Annotated in this window: 18 protein-coding genes; 10 read left to right on the top strand and 8 right to left on the bottom strand. The window is 65.6% G+C overall.

The window, feature by feature from the left end; all coding sequences use genetic code 11:
• Positions 1-31: 31 nt before the first annotated feature.
• The 4 genes from BLR75_RS17870 to BLR75_RS17855 all read right to left on the bottom strand — a co-directional run bounded on the left by BLR75_RS17870 (position 32) and on the right by BLR75_RS17855 (position 4,124).
• The gene (locus tag BLR75_RS17870) at positions 32-820 is read right to left on the bottom strand and encodes an ABC transporter permease (protein ID WP_084311633.1); all 789 of its coding nucleotides are present in this window, start codon (positions 818-820) and stop codon (positions 32-34) included.
• Positions 817-1,737: an ABC transporter permease gene (locus tag BLR75_RS17865; protein ID WP_084311634.1), complete on the bottom strand. Its 921-nt coding sequence runs from the start codon at positions 1,735-1,737 to the stop codon at positions 817-819. The genes BLR75_RS17870 and BLR75_RS17865 overlap by 4 nt, the downstream gene beginning before the upstream one ends.
• The gene (locus BLR75_RS17860; RefSeq protein ID WP_084311635.1) at positions 1,734-2,783 is read right to left on the bottom strand and encodes an ABC transporter ATP-binding protein; all 1,050 of its coding nucleotides are present in this window, start codon (positions 2,781-2,783) and stop codon (positions 1,734-1,736) included. The genes BLR75_RS17865 and BLR75_RS17860 overlap by 4 nt, the downstream gene beginning before the upstream one ends.
• Positions 2,784-3,104: 321 nt before the next feature.
• Positions 3,105-4,124: an AraC family transcriptional regulator gene (locus tag BLR75_RS17855; RefSeq protein ID WP_084311636.1), complete on the bottom strand. Its 1,020-nt coding sequence runs from the start codon at positions 4,122-4,124 to the stop codon at positions 3,105-3,107.
• Between the two features lie 150 nt (positions 4,125-4,274).
• Here BLR75_RS17855 and BLR75_RS17850 point away from each other — a divergent pair, with 150 nt between their 5' ends.
• Positions 4,275-5,195, top strand: coding sequence for an SdiA-regulated domain-containing protein (locus BLR75_RS17850; protein WP_084311637.1), 921 nt, complete (start codon positions 4,275-4,277; stop codon positions 5,193-5,195).
• A gap of 6 nt (positions 5,196-5,201) precedes the next feature.
• Here the strand turns inward: BLR75_RS17850 and BLR75_RS17845 are convergent, their stop codons facing one another.
• Together BLR75_RS17845 and rpiA are read right to left on the bottom strand one after the other, a co-directional pair.
• On the bottom strand, positions 5,202-5,534 hold the full coding sequence (locus BLR75_RS17845; protein WP_084311638.1) for a YegP family protein: 333 nt from the start codon (positions 5,532-5,534) through the stop codon (positions 5,202-5,204).
• Positions 5,535-5,785: 251 nt separating this feature from the next.
• The gene (gene rpiA, locus BLR75_RS17840) at positions 5,786-6,457 is read right to left on the bottom strand and encodes a ribose-5-phosphate isomerase RpiA (protein ID WP_084311639.1); all 672 of its coding nucleotides are present in this window, start codon (positions 6,455-6,457) and stop codon (positions 5,786-5,788) included.
• A gap of 134 nt (positions 6,458-6,591) precedes the next feature.
• Between rpiA and ilvA the strand changes: the two genes are divergently transcribed.
• On the top strand, positions 6,592-8,106 hold the full coding sequence (ilvA, locus tag BLR75_RS17835) for a threonine ammonia-lyase, biosynthetic (RefSeq protein WP_084311640.1): 1,515 nt from the start codon (positions 6,592-6,594) through the stop codon (positions 8,104-8,106).
• Between the two features lie 53 nt (positions 8,107-8,159).
• Positions 8,160-8,627, top strand: a complete 468-nt coding sequence (locus BLR75_RS17830; RefSeq protein ID WP_084311641.1) for a DUF2269 domain-containing protein — start codon at positions 8,160-8,162, stop codon at positions 8,625-8,627.
• Positions 8,628-8,736: 109 nt separating this feature from the next.
• On the opposite strand, the gene BLR75_RS17825 is transcribed toward BLR75_RS17830, so the two are convergent.
• Entirely contained in the window at positions 8,737-9,396 is a 660-nt protein-coding gene (locus BLR75_RS17825; RefSeq protein ID WP_084311642.1) for a histidinol-phosphatase, read from the bottom strand.
• Positions 9,397-9,540: 144 nt separating this feature from the next.
• On the opposite strand from BLR75_RS17825, the gene BLR75_RS17820 reads away from it, so the two are divergent.
• The gene (locus BLR75_RS17820; RefSeq protein ID WP_084311643.1) at positions 9,541-10,020 is read left to right on the top strand and encodes an RNA pyrophosphohydrolase; all 480 of its coding nucleotides are present in this window, start codon (positions 9,541-9,543) and stop codon (positions 10,018-10,020) included.
• Positions 10,021-10,052: 32 nt separating this feature from the next.
• Positions 10,053-12,332, top strand: a complete 2,280-nt coding sequence (ptsP, locus tag BLR75_RS17815) for a phosphoenolpyruvate--protein phosphotransferase (protein ID WP_084311644.1) — start codon at positions 10,053-10,055, stop codon at positions 12,330-12,332.
• 84 nt (positions 12,333-12,416) lie between these two features.
• Here the strand turns inward: ptsP and BLR75_RS17810 are convergent, their stop codons facing one another.
• Positions 12,417-13,163, bottom strand: coding sequence for an NRDE family protein (locus BLR75_RS17810; RefSeq protein WP_084311645.1), 747 nt, complete (start codon positions 13,161-13,163; stop codon positions 12,417-12,419).
• 336 nt (positions 13,164-13,499) lie between these two features.
• Between BLR75_RS17810 and trbB the strand changes: the two genes are divergently transcribed.
• From trbB to BLR75_RS17785, 5 genes are read left to right on the top strand one after another with little or no spacing between them, the layout of a single operon-like run.
• Positions 13,500-14,456 carry a P-type conjugative transfer ATPase TrbB gene (trbB, locus tag BLR75_RS17805; RefSeq protein ID WP_084311646.1) on the top strand — a complete coding sequence of 319 codons (957 nt, stop codon included), beginning with the start codon at positions 13,500-13,502 and terminating at the stop codon, positions 14,454-14,456.
• Between the two features lie 14 nt (positions 14,457-14,470).
• Positions 14,471-14,869 carry a conjugal transfer system pilin TrbC gene (gene trbC / locus BLR75_RS17800; protein ID WP_084311647.1) on the top strand — a complete coding sequence of 133 codons (399 nt, stop codon included), beginning with the start codon at positions 14,471-14,473 and terminating at the stop codon, positions 14,867-14,869.
• Positions 14,870-14,872: 3 nt separating this feature from the next.
• Positions 14,873-15,184: a conjugal transfer protein TrbD gene (locus tag BLR75_RS17795; protein WP_084311648.1), complete on the top strand. Its 312-nt coding sequence runs from the start codon at positions 14,873-14,875 to the stop codon at positions 15,182-15,184.
• Positions 15,181-17,739: a VirB4 family type IV secretion/conjugal transfer ATPase gene (locus tag BLR75_RS17790; protein ID WP_084311649.1), complete on the top strand. Its 2,559-nt coding sequence runs from the start codon at positions 15,181-15,183 to the stop codon at positions 17,737-17,739. The genes BLR75_RS17795 and BLR75_RS17790 overlap by 4 nt, the downstream gene beginning before the upstream one ends.
• Positions 17,736-18,485, top strand: a complete 750-nt coding sequence (locus tag BLR75_RS17785; RefSeq protein WP_084311650.1) for a conjugal transfer protein TrbF — start codon at positions 17,736-17,738, stop codon at positions 18,483-18,485. The genes BLR75_RS17790 and BLR75_RS17785 overlap by 4 nt, the downstream gene beginning before the upstream one ends.
• Positions 18,486-18,489: the final 4 nt, after the last annotated feature.

The following is an 18,489-nucleotide window of genomic DNA, read 5'->3' as shown; positions in this document are numbered from 1 at the left end:
AAGCTCCTGATGCTGTTGTTATGGGAGGCAGTCAGCGACGGCGTTGGCCGACGTAGTACGACAGGGCGACGAAAGCGATGGATATCAGGAGGATGATCGACGAAATCGCGTTGATCTTCGGCGATATCCCCATTCTTATGGAGCTGAAGATGTACACCGGCAGGGTGGTGGCCCCGGCGCCGGCGACGAAGTAGGTGATGACGAAGTCGTCCATCGAGATGATGAAGGCGAGCATCGCCCCGGACAGGATGCCCGGCATCAGCAGCGGGAAGGTCACCCGCCAGAACGCCCGCCACGGCGAGGCGTACAGATCGGCCGCGGCCTCCGCCAGGCGCGGGTCCATGCCTTCCAGGCGGGCGCGGATCGGCAGGTAGGCGAAGGGGATGCAGAACACCACGTGGGCGATGAGGATGGTGAACAGCGACAGTTTCAGGCCGACGAAGGCGAAGAACATCAGCGTCGCCACCGCGGTGACGATCTCCGGCACCAGCAGCGGCAGGCCGAGCACGCCGTTCATCAGCGACTGCCCGCGGAAGGCGCGGCCGCGCATGCCCAGCGCGGCGAGAGTCGCCAGGCTGGTGGCGATCAGTGTGGCGAAGGTGGCGACGATCAGCGAGTTCTTCGCCGCGCGGAGGATTTCCGGGTCGTCGGCGACCACCGCGTACCAGCGCAGGCTGAAGCTTTCCCACAGCGTGGCCGACTGTCCGCTGTTGAAGCTCAGCACCACCAGCACGACGATCGGCACGTAGAGGAAGGCGAAGAACAGCCAGGCGGCCGGGCGCACGCCGGCGAAGCGCCAGAGCGGATTCAGCGGGCTCATGGGTGGCCTCCGGTGGCGTCCTGCCGGAAGCGCAGGCTGTAGACCAGCATCGCCAGCAGGACGAAGGCGAGCAGGGCGAAGGACAGCGCGGCGCCGAACGGCCAGTTGTGCGCGCTGCCGAACTGCAGCTGGATCAGGTTGCCGATCATCAGCGACTTACCGCCGCCGAGCAGCTCGGGAATGATGTAGCTGCCCAGCGAGGGGATGAACACCAGGATGCAGCCGGCGACGATCCCCGGCATGGCCAGCGGGATGATGATCCGCCGCATCGCTTTCCAGCGGTTGGCGCCGAGGTCGAACGCCGCCTCCACCAGGCGCCAGTCCATCTTCTCCAGGCTGGTGTAGATCGGCAGCACCATGAACGGCAGGTAGGTGTAGAGCAGGCCGATCACCACCGCCGTATCGGTATAGAGAATGCCCAGCGCCTTGTCGGAGAGACCTAAGCCATGCAGGCCGGCGTCCACCAGACCGCCATTGCGCAGCAGCAGGATCCAGGCGTAGACGCGCACCAGCAGGTTGGTCCAGAACGGCACCGTGACCAGGAACAGCAGCAGGTTGCGCCGCCGCTCGTCCTGCAGGGCGAGGTACAGCGCGGTGGGGAAGCCGATCAGCAGGCAGCCGGCGGTGGTCAGGATCGACAGCCAGAACGAGCGCTGGAAGATGCCCAGGTAGTCGACGTTGAAGGTCAGGCTGTCGTCGAGGTCGCGTTCCCAGAGGAAGTTGATGTAGGCCTCGACGCTGTGCTGGCCCCACTTCACGCCGCCGTAGTCGCCGGGCGCCTGGATCGACACGGCGAACATGATTCCCAGCGGCAGCACCAGGAACACCAGCAGCATCAGCATCGCCGGGCTGGTCAGCGCCAGGCGCTGGCGCAGGCTCTTGCGTTCGGCCCGCAGGCGGAGGGTCAGCGTGCTCATTCGGCGAGTACCCGTATCGCGTGGCTGGGAACCCGCACGCGCACCTCGGCGCCGGGCGCGTGCAGCGAATGGGCGCCGTCGCGGTTCTGCTGGCGCACGCGGAAACCGCCCTGGCCGGCGACCTTGAGGTGGTACACGGTGTCGGTGCCGACGTAGACGATGTTCTCCACCACGCCGGCGAGCTGGCCGTCGTGGGCCAGTTCGGTGCGTTCCGGGCGGATCGCCAGGGTGACCTTGCCGGGCAGGGTGGTGGCGGCGGGAATCAGCTGCCCGTCGGCCAGGCGCACGCCGTCGGCCTGGGCCACGCCTTCGAGGAAGTTGGTCTCGCCGATGAAGTCCGCCACCAGCCGGTTCACCGGCGCCTCGTAGATGTCCGTCGGCGTGCCGACCTGCATGACCTCGCCGCGGCTCATCACGGCGATGCGGTCGGACATGGTCAGCGCTTCTTCCTGGTCGTGGGTGACGAAGATGAAGGTGATGCCGGTCTCGTGCTGCAGGCGCTTCAGCTCGATCTGCATTTCCTTGCGCAGCTTGAGGTCCAGCGCCGACAGCGACTCGTCGAGCAGCAGCACCTTGGGCCGGCTGGCCAGCGCGCGGGCCAGGGCGATGCGCTGCTGCTGGCCGCCGGAGAGCTGGTCGGCGCGGCGTTTGCCGACGTCGGGCAGGCGCACCAGTTCGAGCATGGCTCCGACCGTGGCGTCGATCTCGCTACGCGGCTTGCCCTGCATCTCCAGGCCGAAGGCGATGTTCTCCGCCACCGTCATGTGCGGGAACAGCGCGTAGCTCTGGAACACCGTGTTGACCGGGCGGCGGAAGGGCGGCAGTCCTTCCATGGGCTCGCCGTAGAGGCGGATGCTGCCGGAGGTGGGCTGTTCGAAGCCGGCGATCAGGCGCAGCAGCGTGGTCTTGCCGCAACCGGAGGGGCCGAGGAGGGTGAAGAATTCGTTGGCGCGGATATCCAGCGACACATCGTCCAGGGCCTTCAACCCCTGGCCGGGCGTACCGAATTCCATGCATATCCGCTCGATGGCGATCGCACTGGTCATGTTCGGAACCTGCAGGCAAGCTATTGTTATTGTTGAGGTTTTCGCCTTCTTTCGAGGCGTTTGACCTGGCTGCGGAACGATAATGACCGGCGTGCCCGGCGGGCAGAACGATAGATCAGGCCAATAAGGGATAAATCAGGCCAAGTTGGTGGGGTTGCTCCGCCACACAGAATTCGCGAGCAAGCTCAGCAGGTACAGGGAGACGACTGGAAATGTAGGAGCGGGCCATGCCCGCGACCTGCCGCGATTTCGCGGGCATGGCCCGCTCCTACAGGGAGTTCCCGCCAGGACAAGGGCGGGTTCAACGCGCCTCCCGAACCCTCACCCCCGAAACAGGCTGGGACAGGCCCCGCTCCAGCGCTGGAAGGCATGGCGGAAGCTGGCCGTCTCGCTGTAGCCGAGCCGTTCGGCGATCAGGTAGATCGGCAGGTCGGTGTCCTTCAGCAGCTGCCGCGCCTTGTCGTAGCGCACCTCGTCGAGCACCTGCTGGAAGCTGGTGTTCCTCTGTTGCAGGTGGCGGCGCAGGGTGCGCGCCGAACGGTGCAGGTGGCGGGCCACGGAGTCCAGGTCGCGCGCCTCGTGGAGATGGCTGGCGAGATGCTGGCGGATCAGTTCGAGGATGTCGCTGCGGCTGCGGAACGCCGCGCTCAGGTTCATGCACTGCTGCAGGCCGTTGTGGCAGCTCACCGGGTCGGCCAGCGGCAGCGGGCGGTCGAGCAGGGCGGGGCTGAAGCACAGGGCGCTGACCGGCGCGCCGAATTCCACCGGGCAGCCGAGGCGTTCGGTATAGACCTGCGCGTGCAGTGGCGGTCGATAGGCGAGCAGCAGGCGGCGCGGACGCACCGATTCGCCGAGCAGGTCGCGGATCACCGTCAGCAGCGAGGCCAGGCACAGCTCGGTGTTGAACACCGTCAGTTCCGGTGCGTAGCGGTAGCCGTCGGCGGTCAGGCGGACCTCGTCGTCGTGGCTCTGCAGGGCCAGGCGGAAGTAGGTGCCGAGCAGTTCCGGATGGGCCAGCGCCAGTTCCAGCGCGTCGCGCAGGGTGCGGCTGGCGAGCATGCTGTAGCCGAGGATGCCGTAGGCCGAGACGTGCATGCGCAGCCCCAGGCAGAGGCCGAGGGCCGGATCGTGCTGGCAGTTCAGCGCGTTGGCGAACACCCGCAGTTCCTGGGCGTGGGTGATCAGCTTGTCCGGCGTCTGCAGGTCGGCCTCGGCGACGCCGCTGCCCTCCAGCAGCCGCGTGCGCGGAATGCCGGCGTGGCTGAGCACCTCGGTGGCCAGCGCCACGGTGTGCAGGGTGGCCAGGGCGCGTTGTTCGGGAAGCTGGGATGTTGTGGCCATCTGGACTTCTCTTGTAGGAATTCGGCGATGTTTCGTGCGCTAATCTGACTCTAACCCGCAGATTTTTCCTCTGACTAGAGGGAGTTAAGCCTCGTTTCAGTTGCCTGCAGTAGGGTCTGCGCCATTCCCCCGTTCCCGCCAGAGTCGCCCATGTCCCGCTTTCCCTCCATCCTTCGCCGCCTGTTGCTGGTCCTGCTGCTGATCGTGCTGGCGGCGCTGGCCTGGCTCGGCCAGGAGTACCGCGTCTATGAGCGGGCCTGGTTCAGCCTGCGCGAGTGGCGCCATGCGGAGAGCTGGAGCGAGCGGTCGATCTGGCTGCCGGACTACCGCGTGGCGATCGAGGGGCAGCCCATCGAGGGACTGGACGACGACGTCTCGGCGCTGACCTACGATCCCGACCGGCGCAGCCTGTTCAGCGTCACCAACCAGAAGCAGCAGGTCGTCGAGCTGTCCCTGGATGGGCGCGTGCTGCGCAGGATTCCGCTGACCGGTTTCGGCGATCCGGAGGCGATCGAATACATCTCGCCGGGCATCTACGTCATCGTCGACGAACGCCTCCAGCGCCTGATCAGGGTGCGCCTGGACGACAGCACGCGCTTCATCGACGCGGCCGACGGCGAACAGCTGTCCATCGGCATCGGCCTGAGCGGCAACAAGGGTTTCGAGGGGCTGGCCTACGACGCCGCCGGCAAGCGCCTGTTCGTCGCCAAGGAGCGCGATCCGGTGCGCATCTACGAGATCCGCGGCTTCCCGCATACCGAGGCGGACCAGCCGTTCGCCGTGCACGTGCTGGACGACCCGCGGCGCGACAGGCGGCTGTTCGTCCGCGATCTTTCCAGTCTGCAGTTCGACGGGCGCAGCGGGCACCTGCTGGCGCTCTCCGACGAATCGCGGCTGGTGATCGAGCTGGACGTAGACGGCAGGCCGATCAGCAGCCTGTCGCTGCTGGGCGGCATGCAGGGCCTGGAGCGCAGCGTGCCGCAGGCCGAGGGCGTGGCGATGGACGAGGCGGGCACACTGTACCTGGTCAGCGAGCCCAACCTGTTCTACGTGTTCCGCAAGGCGGAGTGAGCCGCCTCAGGTCTCGTCGCTGACCCCGGCTTCCGGCGCATAGCGCCTGACCGCCGCGACGCCTGCCTCGGCATTGGCCTGGCTGGCGTAGAGCTGGCTCTGGCCGACGACCTGGCCGTTGGTGGCCTTGAGCACGAAGTGGAACTTGCCGTTGCTCGCCGCCTTCACCTCGAAGGCGCCTTCGCGCTGCGAGTTCCTGCGCACCGACTCGATGCCGTCCAGGGCCGAGGGCTTGGCCTTGTACAGCTCGCTGGTGAGGACGATCTCGCCATTGCTGGCGTGGAGATTGAAATGGAACTGGCCATCGCTGGCCTTCTTCAGGTGGAATTTGCCGGCCATGGGCGAGCCTCCGGGCGGTTGGGGGACTCACTAAGCGTAGCCGCAGCGCCAATGTTTTCACGTGCTCGCCGTAGGGCGGGTGCAACCCGCCGCTGCGCGGAAGACCGGCGGATTGCACCCGCCCTACGGCTGATGGTGGATAACGCTGGCGCGTTATGCATATACGGTCCTGTAGGAGCGGGCCATGCCCGCGACCGATCGCGCCCAGGTGCGCTCCTACATGGGGCTGAAGATCATCACGCCGAGGTGTATCAGGCGCGCAGTTCCTTCACGCCTTCGGCGGTGCCAAGCAGCAGCAGGTCGGCCGGGCGTGCGGCGAACAGGCCGTTGGTGACCACGCCGACGATGTTGTTGATCTGTTCTTCCAGCTTGATCGGGCTGTCGATCTGCATGTTGAACACATCGAGGATGATGTTGCCGTTGTCGGTCAGCACGCCCTCGCGGTACACCGGGTCGCCGCCCAGCTTCACCAGCTCGCGGGCGACGTGGCTGCGCGCCATGGGGATGACTTCCACCGGCAGCGGGAAGGCGCCGAGGATCGGCACCAGCTTGCTGGCGTCGGCGATGCAGATGAAGGTCTTGGCCACCGCGGCGACGATCTTCTCGCGGGTCAGCGCGGCGCCGCCGCCCTTGATCAGTTCCAGGCGCTCGTTGCTCTCGTCGGCGCCGTCCACGTAGAACTCCAGCTCGCTCACGGTGTTCAGGTCGTACACGGGGATGCCGTGGCCCTTCAGGCGCTGGGCGGTGGCCTCGGAGCTGGCCACGGCGCCGTCGAACTCGGCCTTGTGCCTGGCCAGCAGGTCGATGAAGAAGTTCGCGGTGGAGCCGGTGCCGACGCCGACGATGCTCTTGCTGTCGAGGTGCGGAAGAATGTGGTCGACGGCGGCCTGGGCGACGGCCTGCTTGAGCTGGTCCTGGTTCATGAGGGAGTTCCGGGAGGGATGACAGAAAGGCCGAATTATAGCGGCCGCACCCCGGCGAATGTTGATTAGCCAACCAATGGTCGATTTCCTTGGGTTAGACTGCCTGTTTCCCGTCAGCCCGCCGCGAAATCGCCATGCTCGAACAGTACGTCAAGAAGATCCTCACCTCGCGCGTCTACGACGTCGCCGTGGAAACTCCCCTGCAGCCGGCCCGCCAGCTTTCCCAGCGGCTGGGCAACCAGATCCTGCTCAAGCGCGAGGATCTGCAGCCGGTGTTCTCCTTCAAGATTCGCGGCGCCTACAACAAGCTGGCGCAGCTGTCCCGCGAGGAGCTGGAGCGCGGCGTGGTCACCGCCTCCGCCGGCAACCATGCGCAGGGCGTGGCGCTGGCCGCCCGCGAGCTGGGCATCAAGGCGACCATCGTGATGCCGCGCACCACCCCGGAACTGAAGGTGCAGGGCGTGCGCGCCCGCGGCGGCAAGGCGGTGCTGCACGGCGACGCCTTCCCCGAGGCGCTGGCGTATTCGCTGAAGCTGGTGGAGGAGAAGGGCTACGTCTACATCCACCCCTACGACGATCCGGAAGTGATCGCCGGACAGGGCACCGTGGCCATGGAAATCCTCCGCCAGCACCCCGGCCAACTGGACGCGATCTTCGTCCCGGTGGGCGGCGGCGGGCTGGTCGCCGGCATCGCCGCGTACGTCAAGTACCTGCGTCCCGAGGTCAAGGTGATCGGCGTCGAGCCGGACGATTCCAACTGCCTGCAGGCCGCCATGGACGCCGGCGAGCGGGTGGTGCTGAGCCAGGTCGGGCTGTTCGCCGACGGCGTCGCGGTGGCGCAGATCGGCCAGCACACCTTCGACATCTGCCGGAAGTACGTCGACGAGGTGATCACCGTCAGCACCGACGAGATCTGCGCGGCGATCAAGGACATCTACGACGACACCCGCTCGATCACCGAGCCGGCCGGCGCCCTCGCTGTGGCCGGGATCAAGAAGTACGTCGAGCGCGAGAGCGCCAGCGGCCAGACCCTGGTCGCCATCGATTCCGGCGCCAACATCAACTTCGACCGCTTGCGCCATGTGGCCGAGCGCGCCGAACTGGGCGAGAAGCGCGAGGCGATCATCGCGGTGACCATCCCCGAGCAGCCGGGCAGCTTCAAGACCTTCTGCGAGGCGATCGGCAAGCGCCAGATCACCGAGTTCAACTACCGCTACAACACCGCCCAGGAAGCGCACATCTTCGTCGGCGTGCAGACGCACCCGGAGAACGACCCGCGCGAGGTGCTGGTGGAGCAGCTGCGCGAGCAGGGCTTCCCGGTGGTCGACCTGACCGACAACGAGCTGGCCAAGCTGCACATCCGCCACATGGTCGGCGGGCGCGCGGCCTGGGTCAGCGACGAGATGATCTTCCGCTTCGAATTCCCGGAACGCCCCGGCGCGCTGTTCAACTTCCTCAACAAGCTCGGTGGGCGCTGGAACATCAGCATGTTCCACTACCGCAACCACGGCGCCGCCGACGGCCGCGTGGTGGCCGGCCTGCAGGTGCCGGAGGATGAACGCCACCTGGTGGCGGCGGCACTGGAAGAAATCGGCTATCCGTACTGGGACGAGAGCGACAACCAGGCCTACCGGCTGTTCCTCGGCTGATCGGGGCGCGGCCTTCGGCTAGTCTCTAGTGAGTCATCACAGGGAAGCAGGAGATGGATGAGCTGCAGAATCTGAGGATCATGCACGGCGCCGCCGTGGCGCTGCTGTTCCTCGCCGTCATCGGACTGGCCTTCTACGGCTGGCGCAGCTGGCGCAGCGGAGACGCCGCCAGTATCGCCAGGGCGTTCCTGCGCATCGGCCTGCTCGGCTGGGTGCTGGTGGCCGGCAGCGTCGCCAGCCTGCCGGTGACCGGCTGGCTGCTGGTGCACCGGATCGGCTGGCCGCTGGGCCAGACCTGGCTGCTCGGCAGCGCCATCCTGCTGATCGTCGCGGCGGTGTTCTGGCTGTTGTTCACCTCGCGCCTGTGGCGCATCCGCGACCTCGCGGTGATCGCCCAGAGCAGCGGCGAGCCGCTGGGCGCGCAGGCTTCCCGTCATCTGAAGTTCGGCCTGGCGTTCTTCGGCCTGGCGTTGCTGACGGTTGGCGTGATCCTCGGCCTGATGATTGCCAAGCCGGTCTGACCCATCCGGCATACGTCTGTCGTAGGAGCGAGCTTGCCCTGGAACAGATTCCAGTTAGCGGGCTATTTGCGAGCAAGCTCGCTCCTACTGGGCATTCTCCGGCAAATGCTCAACCACGCAGCGAAATCACCGGCCAGCCGCGCTCCAGCGCGACGGCGCGCAAGGTGTCGTCCGGGTCGACCGCCACCGGGTTGGCGACCACTTCCAGCAGCGGCAGGTCGTTGCGCGAATCGCTGTAGAAATAGCTGTCGTCCAGGCTTAGTCCGGTCTCTTCCAGCCAGCGCTGCAGGCGGGTGACCTTGCCCGCCTGGTAGCAGGGCACGTCGGTGCAGCGGCCGGTGTAGCGGCCATCGAGCATCTCGCATTCGGTGGCGAGCAGGGTGTCGACGCCCAGGCGGGCGGCGATCGGGCCGGTGACGAAGCGGTTGGTGGCGGTGATGATCACCAGCCGGTCGCCCGCCGTGCGGTGCTTCTCCAGCAGCGCCTCGCCCCGGGCCAGGATGATCGGCTCGATCACCTCTTCCATGAACTGCGCGTGCCAGGCGTTCACCTGCTCCAGCGAGTTGCGGCCGAGGATCGCCTGGGTGAAGTCCTGGTAGGCGACCACGTCCAGCCGGCCGGCCAGGTAGTCCTCATAGAAGGCATCGTTGCGTGCCTGGTACTCGCTGGCATCCACCAGCCCGCGGCGGCACAGCCAGTCGCCCCAGGCATGGTCGCTGTCACCGGCCAGGAGGGTGTTGTCGAGATCGAAGAGAGCCAGTCGCGCCATGGTCTACCGTCATTTGTCAAAGCGGAAAAAACGCCTAGAGTAACGGCTTTTGGGCGCCCTGCACATGTCGCCGCGCCTCGCGTTGCCGCTGTCACGAGCTTTGTGGAACAATGCGTGCACATGCGATTTCGAGGATGTCCAGCCGTGATCGATTCCGATGGTTTTCGCCCGAATGTCGGCATCATCCTTTCCAACGAGGCGGGACAGGTGCTGTGGGCACGGCGCATCAACCAGGATGCCTGGCAGTTTCCACAGGGCGGTATCAATCCCCGTGAAACCCCCGAGCAGGCGCTGTTCCGCGAATTGAACGAGGAAATCGGCCTCGAGGAGCAGGATGTTGAAATCCTCGCCTGCACCCGGGGCTGGTTGCGTTACCGACTGCCGCAGCGCCTGGTGCGCACCAACAGCCAGCCGCTGTGCATCGGCCAGAAACAGAAGTGGTTCCTGTTGCGCCTGACCGGCGACGAGAGCCGGGTGCGCATGGACGTCACCGGCAAGCCGGAGTTCGACGGCTGGCGCTGGGTGAGCTACTGGTACCCGCTGGGACAGGTGGTGACCTTCAAGCGCGAGGTCTACCGGCGCGCACTCAAGGAACTGGCGCCGCGCCTGCCGATCCGCGACTAGCCAAGACAGATCAAGGAGTTAGACCCCGAGCCATGCTCAACACGCTGCGTAAGATCGTCCAGGAAGTCAACTCCGCCAAGGATCTCAAGGCGGCGCTGGGCATCATCGTGCAGCGCGTCAAGGAGGCGATGGGGACGCAGGTCTGCTCGGTCTATCTGCTGGATGCGGACACCAACCGCTTCGTGCTGATGGCGTCCGATGGCCTGAACAAGCGCTCCATCGGCAAGGTGAGCATGGCGCCGAACGAGGGCCTGGTCGGCCTGGTCGGCAGCCGCGAGGAACCGCTCAACCTGGAGAACGCCTCCGAACACCCGCGCTACCGCTACTTCGCCGAGACCGGCGAGGAGCGCTACGCCTCCTTCCTCGGCGCGCCGATCATCCACCACCGCCGGGTGATGGGCGTCCTGGTCGTGCAGCAGAAGGAAAAACGCCAGTTCGACGAGGGCGAGGAAGCCTTCCTGGTGACCATGAGCGCGCAGCTCGCCGGGGTCATCGCCCACGCCGAGGCGACCGGTTCGATCCGCGGCCTGGGCAAGCCCGGCAAGGGCATCACCGAAGCCAAGTTCGTCGGCGTGCCTGGCGCGCCCGGCGTCGCCGTGGGCAAGGCGGTGGTGGTGCTGCCGCCGGCCGACCTGGAAGTGGTGCCGGACAAGCCGATCGACGACGTCGAGGCCGAGGTCGAGCGGTTCAAGCAGGCCCTGGAATCGGTGCGCCAGGACATGCGCAACCTGTCCAGCAAGCTCGCCACCCAGCTGCGCAAGGAAGAGCGCGCGCTGTTCGACGTCTACCTGATGATGCTCGACGACGCCTCCATCGGCCTCGAAGTGAAGCGCGTGATCCGCACCGGCCAGTGGGCCCAGGGCGCCCTGCGCCAGGTGGTGATGGAGCACGTCAAGCGCTTCGAGCTGATGGACGACGCCTACCTGCGCGAGCGCGCCGCCGACGTCAAGGACATCGGCCGGCGCATCCTCGCCTACCTGCAGGAAGAGCGGCAGCAGACCCTGACCTATCCGGACCAGACCATCATCGTCAGCGAGGAACTGTCGCCGGCGATGCTCGGCGAAGTGCCGGAAGGCAAGCTGGCCGGCCTGATTTCGGTACTTGGTTCCGGTAACTCCCACGTCGCCATCCTCGCCCGCGCCATGGGCATCCCGACCGTGATGGGCGCGGTCGACCTGCCGTATTCCAAGATGGACGGCATCGACCTGATCGTCGACGGCTACCACGGCGAGATCTACACCAACCCGTCGCCGCAGCTGGTCAAGCAGTACAGCGACGTGGTCGCCGAAGAGAAGGAGCTGAGCAAGGGCCTCGCCGCCCTGCGCGAGCTGCCGTGCGAGACACTGGATGGCCACCGCATGCCGCTGTGGGTCAACACCGGCCTGCTGGCCGACGTCGCCCGCGCCCAGGAGCGCGGCGCCGAAGGGGTCGGCCTGTACCGCACGGAAGTGCCGTTCATGATCAACGACCGCTTCCCCAGCGAAAAGGAGCAACTGGCGATCTACCGCGAGCAGCTCACCGCCTTCCACCCGCTGCCGGTGACCATGCGCACCCTGGATATCGGTGGCGACAAGGCGCTGTCGTACTTCCCGATCAAGGAAGAGAACCCCTTCCTCGGCTGGCGCGGCATCCGCGTCACCCTCGACCACCCGGAAATCTTCCTGGTGCAGACCCGCGCCATGCTCAAGTCCAGCGAGGGCCTGAACAACCTGCGCATCCTCCTGCCGATGATCTCCGGCACCCATGAGCTGGAAGAGGCGCTGCACCTGATCCACCGCGCCTGGGGCGAGATTCGCGACGAAGGCGTGGACATCCCCATGCCGCCGATCGGCATGATGGTGGAGATCCCCGCCGCCGTGTACCAGACCCGCGAACTGGCGCGGCAGGTGGATTTCGTCTCGGTCGGCTCCAACGACCTGACCCAGTACCTGCTGGCGGTGGACCGCAACAATCCGCGCGTCGCCGACCTCTACGACTACCTGCACCCTGCGGTGCTGCAGGCGCTGAAGAAGGTGGTCGAGGACTCCCACGCCGAAGGCAAGCCGGTGAGCATCTGCGGCGAGATGGCCGGCGACCCGGCGGCGGCGGTGCTGCTGATGGCGATGGGCTTCGACTCGCTGTCGATGAACGCCACCAACCTGCCCAAGGTGAAGTGGCTGCTGCGGCAGATCACCCTGGCCAAGGCGAAGGAACTGCTCGCCGAGCTGATGACCTTCGACAACCCGCAGGTCATCCACAGCACCCTGCATCTGGCGCTGCGCAACCTCGGCCTCGGCCGGGTAATCAATCCGGCGTCGGCGATTCAGGCCTGACCCCCTGGGTCGCGGGCATGGCCCGCTCCTACAAAAGAGTCATGCCCCGCTGCCTGTAGGAGCGGGCCATGCCCGCGACAGACGCTAGACCAGCAACCTCACCTCACCCAGCCGCGCCCCCGAGGGCCCGAAGCTGCGCTCGGCCATTTCGCGGCGGCCGTCGGCGTGGACGATCAATGCCGTGCTGGCACGGGTGCCATAGTTCTGGCTGGCGATGAACACGCTGGACAGCAGACGCTCGGTGGCCAGGCCGACGCCGGTTTCCGGCAGGCGCTCGTCTTCCGGGCGCTGGGTATCGGCCAGCAATGCCAGCAGCGAATCCGTATCCGGCTGCGCCAGGCTTTCGCGCAGGGCGGCGCGGGCGCGTTCGAGTTTCGGCCAGGGCGTGTCCAGCGCCGCGTTGGACAGGCCGTGCACGCCGGCTTCCAGTTCCCGGGGCAGGCCGGTGCGCGGATTGAAATAGCAGAGCTGGCGCGCGTCGCCGACCAGCAGGTTGAAGCCGGAATATTCGCCGGCCCGGCGTTGCACGTGATGCAGGTATTCCAATGGCGCCTCGCTGCCGAGCAGGAAACCGGCCACCAGCTCGCCGCGCGAGCGCGCGCCCACCGGCTGGCCGGGGTCGCGGATGTTGGTCAGGGCGGCGAAGCGCCCGCCCGGGGCGATGCCCAGCCAGGTGCCGCCGGCTTCCAGATCGCGCCCGGCATACAGCGCGGGTGCTTCCTCCCAGGCGGCCAGCGGCAGGGTGGGGCGGGCATAGAATTCGTCGCGGTTGGCGGCCACCACCAGTGGAATGGTGTGCCCGGGGCGCCAGGCGAAAACGATCAGACACATGGAAACTTCCCGAGCACTCTGTTTTTTGGCGGTGAAACCGCCTTCTCTTGGGGCGATGGTGTGGTAACTCGCGCGGCCACATGGCGTCGAACTCACTGCATTGGTGAGTTCGAAATATGGATCGCTCAATGCAAGTTTGAATTTGGGACAGTTTTCAATAATCGAAAATTGCGACATATCACGTATCAGCGCCAACCCCTTTCAACATTGGAGCGATGTTGCACGCACGAGAAATGGCTTACAAGCACAGAAGATAGTCCTGATTTCGTCGCTGGCAGGCGTCCGGATAAGGTCCTCAGTCCAAGGACTGAGGTATGCCCTCATCGGACGGAACTCGTGGAAATTGCAGAACCTGCCAGCTTGAAAGAGCGCGCGAAGAAAAAACTTGAGCGCGATGCCGGTAATCTCATCATCGACGCCCTGAGCGATCCGCAGACCGTCGAGTTAATGTGCAATGGCGATGGCAAGCTCTGGCTCGAGAAGCTAGGACAGCCGATGAAACATATCGGCGACCTTCGTCCGGCTCAGGCTGAGTCGATCATCAAGACCGTGGCCGGTTACCACGGCAAGGAAGTGACGCGCAGCAAGCCGCTGCTCGAAGGCGAATGGCCGCTGGACGGTTCGCGCTTCGCCGGACAGCTTCCTCCGGTGGTCCGCGCGGCCACCTTCGCCATTCGCAAGAAGGCGGTGGCCATCTACACCCTCGATCAGTACGTCGAATCGGGGATCATGAGCCCCGTGCAGTGCGACGCCGTTAAGCGTGCCATTCGCGAGCACCGCAACATCCTAGTGATCGGTGGCACCGGCACCGGCAAGACCACCCTGGTCAACGCGGTCATCAACGAGATGGTCGTCGAGTTCCCCAGCGAGCGCGTGTTCATCATCGAAGACACTGGCGAGATCCAGTGCGCGGCCAGCAACTTCGTGCAGTACCACACCACCGTGGACGTGAGCATGACCCATCTGCTCAAGACTTCCCTGCGCATGCGTCCGGACCGCATTCTGGTGGGCGAGGTTCGCGGCGAGGAAGCCCTCGACCTGATCGACGCCTGGAACACCGGTCACCCCGGTGGTGCTGCGACCCTGCACGCGAACAGTGCGTCCGAGGGGCTCACTCGGCTGAAGTCCCTGATTTCCCGAAACAAATCCGCTCCGGCAGAAATTGAGCCGCTGATTGGCGAGGCGGTTCATGTCGTCATTTCCATCGCCAGAACCCCGGAAGGCCGCCGCATCCAGGAAATCCTCGAGGTTTCCGGGTACGAGAGCGGCCGCTACATCCTGCGCAACCTGTAAGGAAAACACTGCACATGCAAGCCAAGCACTCCCTCTCGCGCTTCAACGCTCCGTTGTTCGGTTACCTGGCGTTCAGTTTCCTGCTGCTGGTAGTTCTGCTCGCACCGGAGCACGCCTTCGCCGCCTCCAGTGGCGGCGGCTCTCTGCCCTACGAAAGCTGGCTGACTTCCTTGCGTGAGTCGGTCACCGGCCCGGTCGCCTTCGCCCTGTCGATCATCGGCATCGTGGTCGCTGGAGGCGTGCTGATCTTCGGCGGCGACCTCAACGGCTTCTTCCGCACCCTGATCTTCCTGGTGCTGGTCATGGCCCTGATCGTCGGCGCGAACAACGTCATGAAAAACTTCTTCGGCACCAGCGCCGAGCTGGTTCAGTTGCAACTGAACCAGCCGAGCCAGGTGCGGGGGCAGGCCTGAGCCATGGCGCTGCGCACGATTCCCATCCGCCGGGCTGGCAACCGGGACAACCTGTTCATGGGCGGGGATCGCGAGCTGGTGATGTTTTCCGGGCTGCTCGCGTTCGCGCTGATCTTCAGCGCCCAGGAACTGAGAGCGACCCTGGTGGGCCTGGCACTGTGGTTCGGCTCGCTGTTCATGCTCCGCGTGATGGCCAAGTCGGACCCGAAGATGCGCCTCGTCTACCTGCGTCACCGGCGCTACAGGTCGTACTACCCGGCGCGTAGCACGCCATTCAGGGACAATCCTCCAAGTCAGGGAAGTCAATACAAATGATCGAAGGTATTGCGTACTCCATCGCAGCCCTCGGTGCCTTGCTCGTCCTCCTGCTGGTCCAGCGTCTGATGCAGGTGGATGCGGAGCTCAAGCTGAAGAAGCATCGCTCGAAGGAGGCCGGCCTGGCCGACCTGCTGAACCATGCGGCGATGGTTGAAGATGGTGTGATCGTCGGAAAGAACGGCTCCTTCATGGCCGCATGGCTGTACCGGGGCGACGATAATGCCAGCAGCACCGAAGAGCAGCGCGAACTAGTCTCGCTGCGGATCAACCAGGCGCTGGCTGGCCTGGGCAACGGCTGGATGATTCACGTCGACGCGGTGCGCCGTCCGGCGCCGAGCTATTCCTCCAAGGGGGTCTCGCACTTCACCGATCGACTGACCCGGGCCATCGACGAGGAGCGGCGATCGTTCTTCGAGTCGCTGGGGACCCTGTATGAAGGCTACTTCGTGCTGACCCTCACCTATTTCCCGCCGCTCCTGGCCCAGCAGAAATTCGTCGAGCTGATGTTCGACGACGACACTGCGCCGCCAGACGCCAAGGTGCGAACCCGCAACCTGGTCGAGCAGTTCAAGCGCGACTGCGCCAGCGTCGAGGGCAGCCTGTCCTCGGTACTCAAGCTGACCCGCCTGAAGGGCAACCGGCAGGTTACCGAGGAGGGCGCGCAGATCACCCACGACGATTTCCTCAGCTGGCTGCAATTCTGCGTCACCGGAGTGAGCCAGCCGATGCTGTTGCCCAGCAATCCGATGTACCTGGACTCGGTCATCGGTGGCAAGGAGCTCTGGGGGGGCGTGGTACCGAAGATCGGCCGCAACTTCATCCAGGTGGTGGCCATCGAAGGCTTCCCGCTGGAGTCCGCTCCGGGCGTCCTCGCCGCCCTGGCTGAGCTGTCGTGCGAGTATCGCTGGTCGAGCCGCTTCATCTTCATGGATACCCACGAGGCGGTGCAGCATCTGGAGAAGTACCGCAAGAAGTGGAAGCAGAAGGTCCGTGGCTTCTTCGACCAGGTGTTCAACACCAACTCCGGAAACATCGACCAGGACGCCCTGGCCATGGTCCAGGATGCCGCCGATGCCATCGCCGAGGTCAACAGCGGCCTGGTCGCGCAGGGCTACTATACCAGTGTGGTGGTGCTCATGGGTGAAGATCGTAGCCGCCTGGAGGAGGCCGCGCGCAGTGTCGAGAAGGCCATTGAGCGCCTGGGCTTCGCCGCCCGCATCGAGTCGATCAATACCCTGGATGCCTACCTGGGCAGCTTGCCGGGCCACGGCGTGGAAAACGTGCGCCGGCCGTTGATCAATACGCTGAACCTGGCCGACCTGCTGCCCACCAGCAGCATCTGGATCGGCAGCGCCGAGGCCCCCTGTCCGCTCTATCCGCCGCTGTCGCCGGCGCTGATGCATTGCGTGACCAGCGGCGCCACGCCGTTCCGCCTCAACCTGCACGTGCGCGACCTGGGCCACACCTTCATGTTCGGCCCCACCGGTGCGGGCAAGTCCACCCACCTGGCGCTGATCGCGGCCCAGTTGCGTCGTTACCAGGACATGTCGATCTTTGCGTTCGACAAGGGCATGTCCATGTACCCGCTGGCGGCCGGCATCCGCGCCGAGAGCAATGGCCGCTCCGGACGCCACTTCACCGTGGCGGCGGACGACGAGCGCCTGGCCTTCTGCCCGTTGCAGTTCCTCGAGACCAAGGGCGACCGCGCCTGGGCGATGGAGTGGCTGGACACCCTGCTGGCGCTCAATGGCCTGGAAACCACCGCTGCCCAGCGCAACGAAATCGGCCATGCGGTGATGACCATGTACCGCGACGGTTCCCGCACCCTCTCCGAATTCTGCGTCATCGTGCAGGATGAGGCGGTCCGCGAGACTCTGCGCCAGTACACGGTGGACGGCACCATGGGCCACCTGCTCGACGCCGAGGAGGACGGGCTGGCGCTCTCCGATTTCACCGTGTTCGAGATCGAGGAGCTGATGAACCTGGGCGACAAGTACGCCCTGCCGGTGCTGCTCTACCTGTTCCGCCGCATCGAGTGTGCGCTCAAGGGCCAGCCGGCGGTGATCATCCTCGACGAAGCCTGGTTGATGCTCGGCCATCCGGCCTTCCGCGAAAAGATCCGCGAATGGCTCAAGGTACTGCGCAAGGCCAACTGTCTGGTGCTGATGGCGACTCAGAGCCTGTCGGATGCGGCGAACTCCGGGATTCTCGACGTCATCGTCGAGTCCACCGCGACCAAGATCTTCCTGCCCAACGTCTACGCCCGCGACGAGGACACCTCCGCTCTCTATCGGCGCATGGGTCTGAACGCCCGCCAGATCGAGATCCTCGCCACCGCCATTCCCAAGCGCCAGTACTACTACGTTTCGGAAAGCGGCCGGCGCCTCTACGACCTGGCCCTTGGCCCGCTGGCCCTGGCCTTTGTCGGCTCGTCCGACAAGGACTCGGTGGCGGCCATCAAACGCCTGGAAGCCAAGTACGGCAACGGATGGGTGGCGGAGTGGCTGGCCTCCAGGGGCCTGAGACTGAATGACTATGGAGTGGCCGCATGAGCTTCGCTGACAGCATCAAGGGACTGATCTTCAAGCGTCCCGACAGTGCCCCCGCCAAGGCGGAGGCTCCCCGGGGCGCCGTTCTCGACAATCCCTACCTGACCGCCCGTCGCACCTGGAACGACCATGTCGGCAGCCTGGTGACCTCCCGCCAGTCCTGGCAGGTGGTGGGCATCCTCTCGATGATGGTAGCCCTCGCCGGTGTTGGCGGCATCATCCACATCGGCAGCCAGTCGAAGTTCGTGCCCTACGTGGTCGAGGTCGACAAGCTCGGCCAATCCATGGCCGTGACCCCCGCCCAGGTGGCCGCACCGGTGGACCTGAGGGTGCTGAAGTCGCAGGTGGCGTCCTTCGTCGCCGATGCGCGCACGGTCACTCCCGACGTCGCCCTGCAGCGCAAGTCCATTTTCCGCCTCTACGCGCTGCTGGCGCCGAACGATCCGGCGACCCAGAAGATGAACGAGTGGCTCAACGGCACCAAGGAATCGAGCCCCTTCGTACGCGCCGCCGAGGAAACCGTCAGCGTCGACATCCGCTCGGTCATGCAGCAGACCCCGGAGACCTGGCAGGTGGACTGGGAAGAAAGCACCCGCGACCGCCAGGGCCTGCTCAAGAGCAAGGCCACCTGGCGTGCCCTGGTGACCACCTATGTCGCAGAACCCACTACCCAGACCAGCGAGGAACAGGTACGGATGAACCCGATCGGGACCTTCGTCCGTGACTTCTCCTGGTCCAAGCAACTCTGAAGGA

Source organism: Pseudomonas jinjuensis (genome assembly GCF_900103845.1).
Classification (GTDB): domain Bacteria; phylum Pseudomonadota; class Gammaproteobacteria; order Pseudomonadales; family Pseudomonadaceae; genus Pseudomonas; species Pseudomonas jinjuensis.
This window is presented reverse-complemented; position numbering and strand designations above follow the sequence as displayed.

What these genes read in the sequence shown, in the direction of transcription:
- BLR75_RS17860 (WP_084311635.1), bottom strand. Translation starts at nt 2,783, where the DNA reads ATGACCAGTGCGATCGCCATCGAGCGGATATGCATGGAATTCGGTACG.
- BLR75_RS17785 (WP_084311650.1), top strand. Translation starts at nt 17,736, where the DNA reads ATGAGCTTCGCTGACAGCATCAAGGGACTGATCTTCAAGCGTCCCGAC.
- rpiA (WP_084311639.1), bottom strand. Translation starts at nt 6,457, where the DNA reads ATGAACCAGGACCAGCTCAAGCAGGCCGTCGCCCAGGCCGCCGTCGAC.
- BLR75_RS17870 (WP_084311633.1), bottom strand. Translation starts at nt 820, where the DNA reads ATGAGCCCGCTGAATCCGCTCTGGCGCTTCGCCGGCGTGCGCCCGGCC.
- ptsP (WP_084311644.1), top strand. Translation starts at nt 10,053, where the DNA reads ATGCTCAACACGCTGCGTAAGATCGTCCAGGAAGTCAACTCCGCCAAG.
- BLR75_RS17855 (WP_084311636.1), bottom strand. Translation starts at nt 4,124, where the DNA reads ATGGCCACAACATCCCAGCTTCCCGAACAACGCGCCCTGGCCACCCTG.
- BLR75_RS17865 (WP_084311634.1), bottom strand. Translation starts at nt 1,737, where the DNA reads ATGAGCACGCTGACCCTCCGCCTGCGGGCCGAACGCAAGAGCCTGCGC.
- BLR75_RS17830 (WP_084311641.1), top strand. Translation starts at nt 8,160, where the DNA reads ATGGATGAGCTGCAGAATCTGAGGATCATGCACGGCGCCGCCGTGGCG.
- trbC (WP_084311647.1), top strand. Translation starts at nt 14,471, where the DNA reads ATGCAAGCCAAGCACTCCCTCTCGCGCTTCAACGCTCCGTTGTTCGGT.
- BLR75_RS17795 (WP_084311648.1), top strand. Translation starts at nt 14,873, where the DNA reads ATGGCGCTGCGCACGATTCCCATCCGCCGGGCTGGCAACCGGGACAAC.
- BLR75_RS17850 (WP_084311637.1), top strand. Translation starts at nt 4,275, where the DNA reads ATGTCCCGCTTTCCCTCCATCCTTCGCCGCCTGTTGCTGGTCCTGCTG.
- BLR75_RS17810 (WP_084311645.1), bottom strand. Translation starts at nt 13,163, where the DNA reads ATGTGTCTGATCGTTTTCGCCTGGCGCCCCGGGCACACCATTCCACTG.
- BLR75_RS17845 (WP_084311638.1), bottom strand. Translation starts at nt 5,534, where the DNA reads ATGGCCGGCAAATTCCACCTGAAGAAGGCCAGCGATGGCCAGTTCCAT.
- BLR75_RS17825 (WP_084311642.1), bottom strand. Translation starts at nt 9,396, where the DNA reads ATGGCGCGACTGGCTCTCTTCGATCTCGACAACACCCTCCTGGCCGGT.
- BLR75_RS17790 (WP_084311649.1), top strand. Translation starts at nt 15,181, where the DNA reads ATGATCGAAGGTATTGCGTACTCCATCGCAGCCCTCGGTGCCTTGCTC.
- ilvA (WP_084311640.1), top strand. Translation starts at nt 6,592, where the DNA reads ATGCTCGAACAGTACGTCAAGAAGATCCTCACCTCGCGCGTCTACGAC.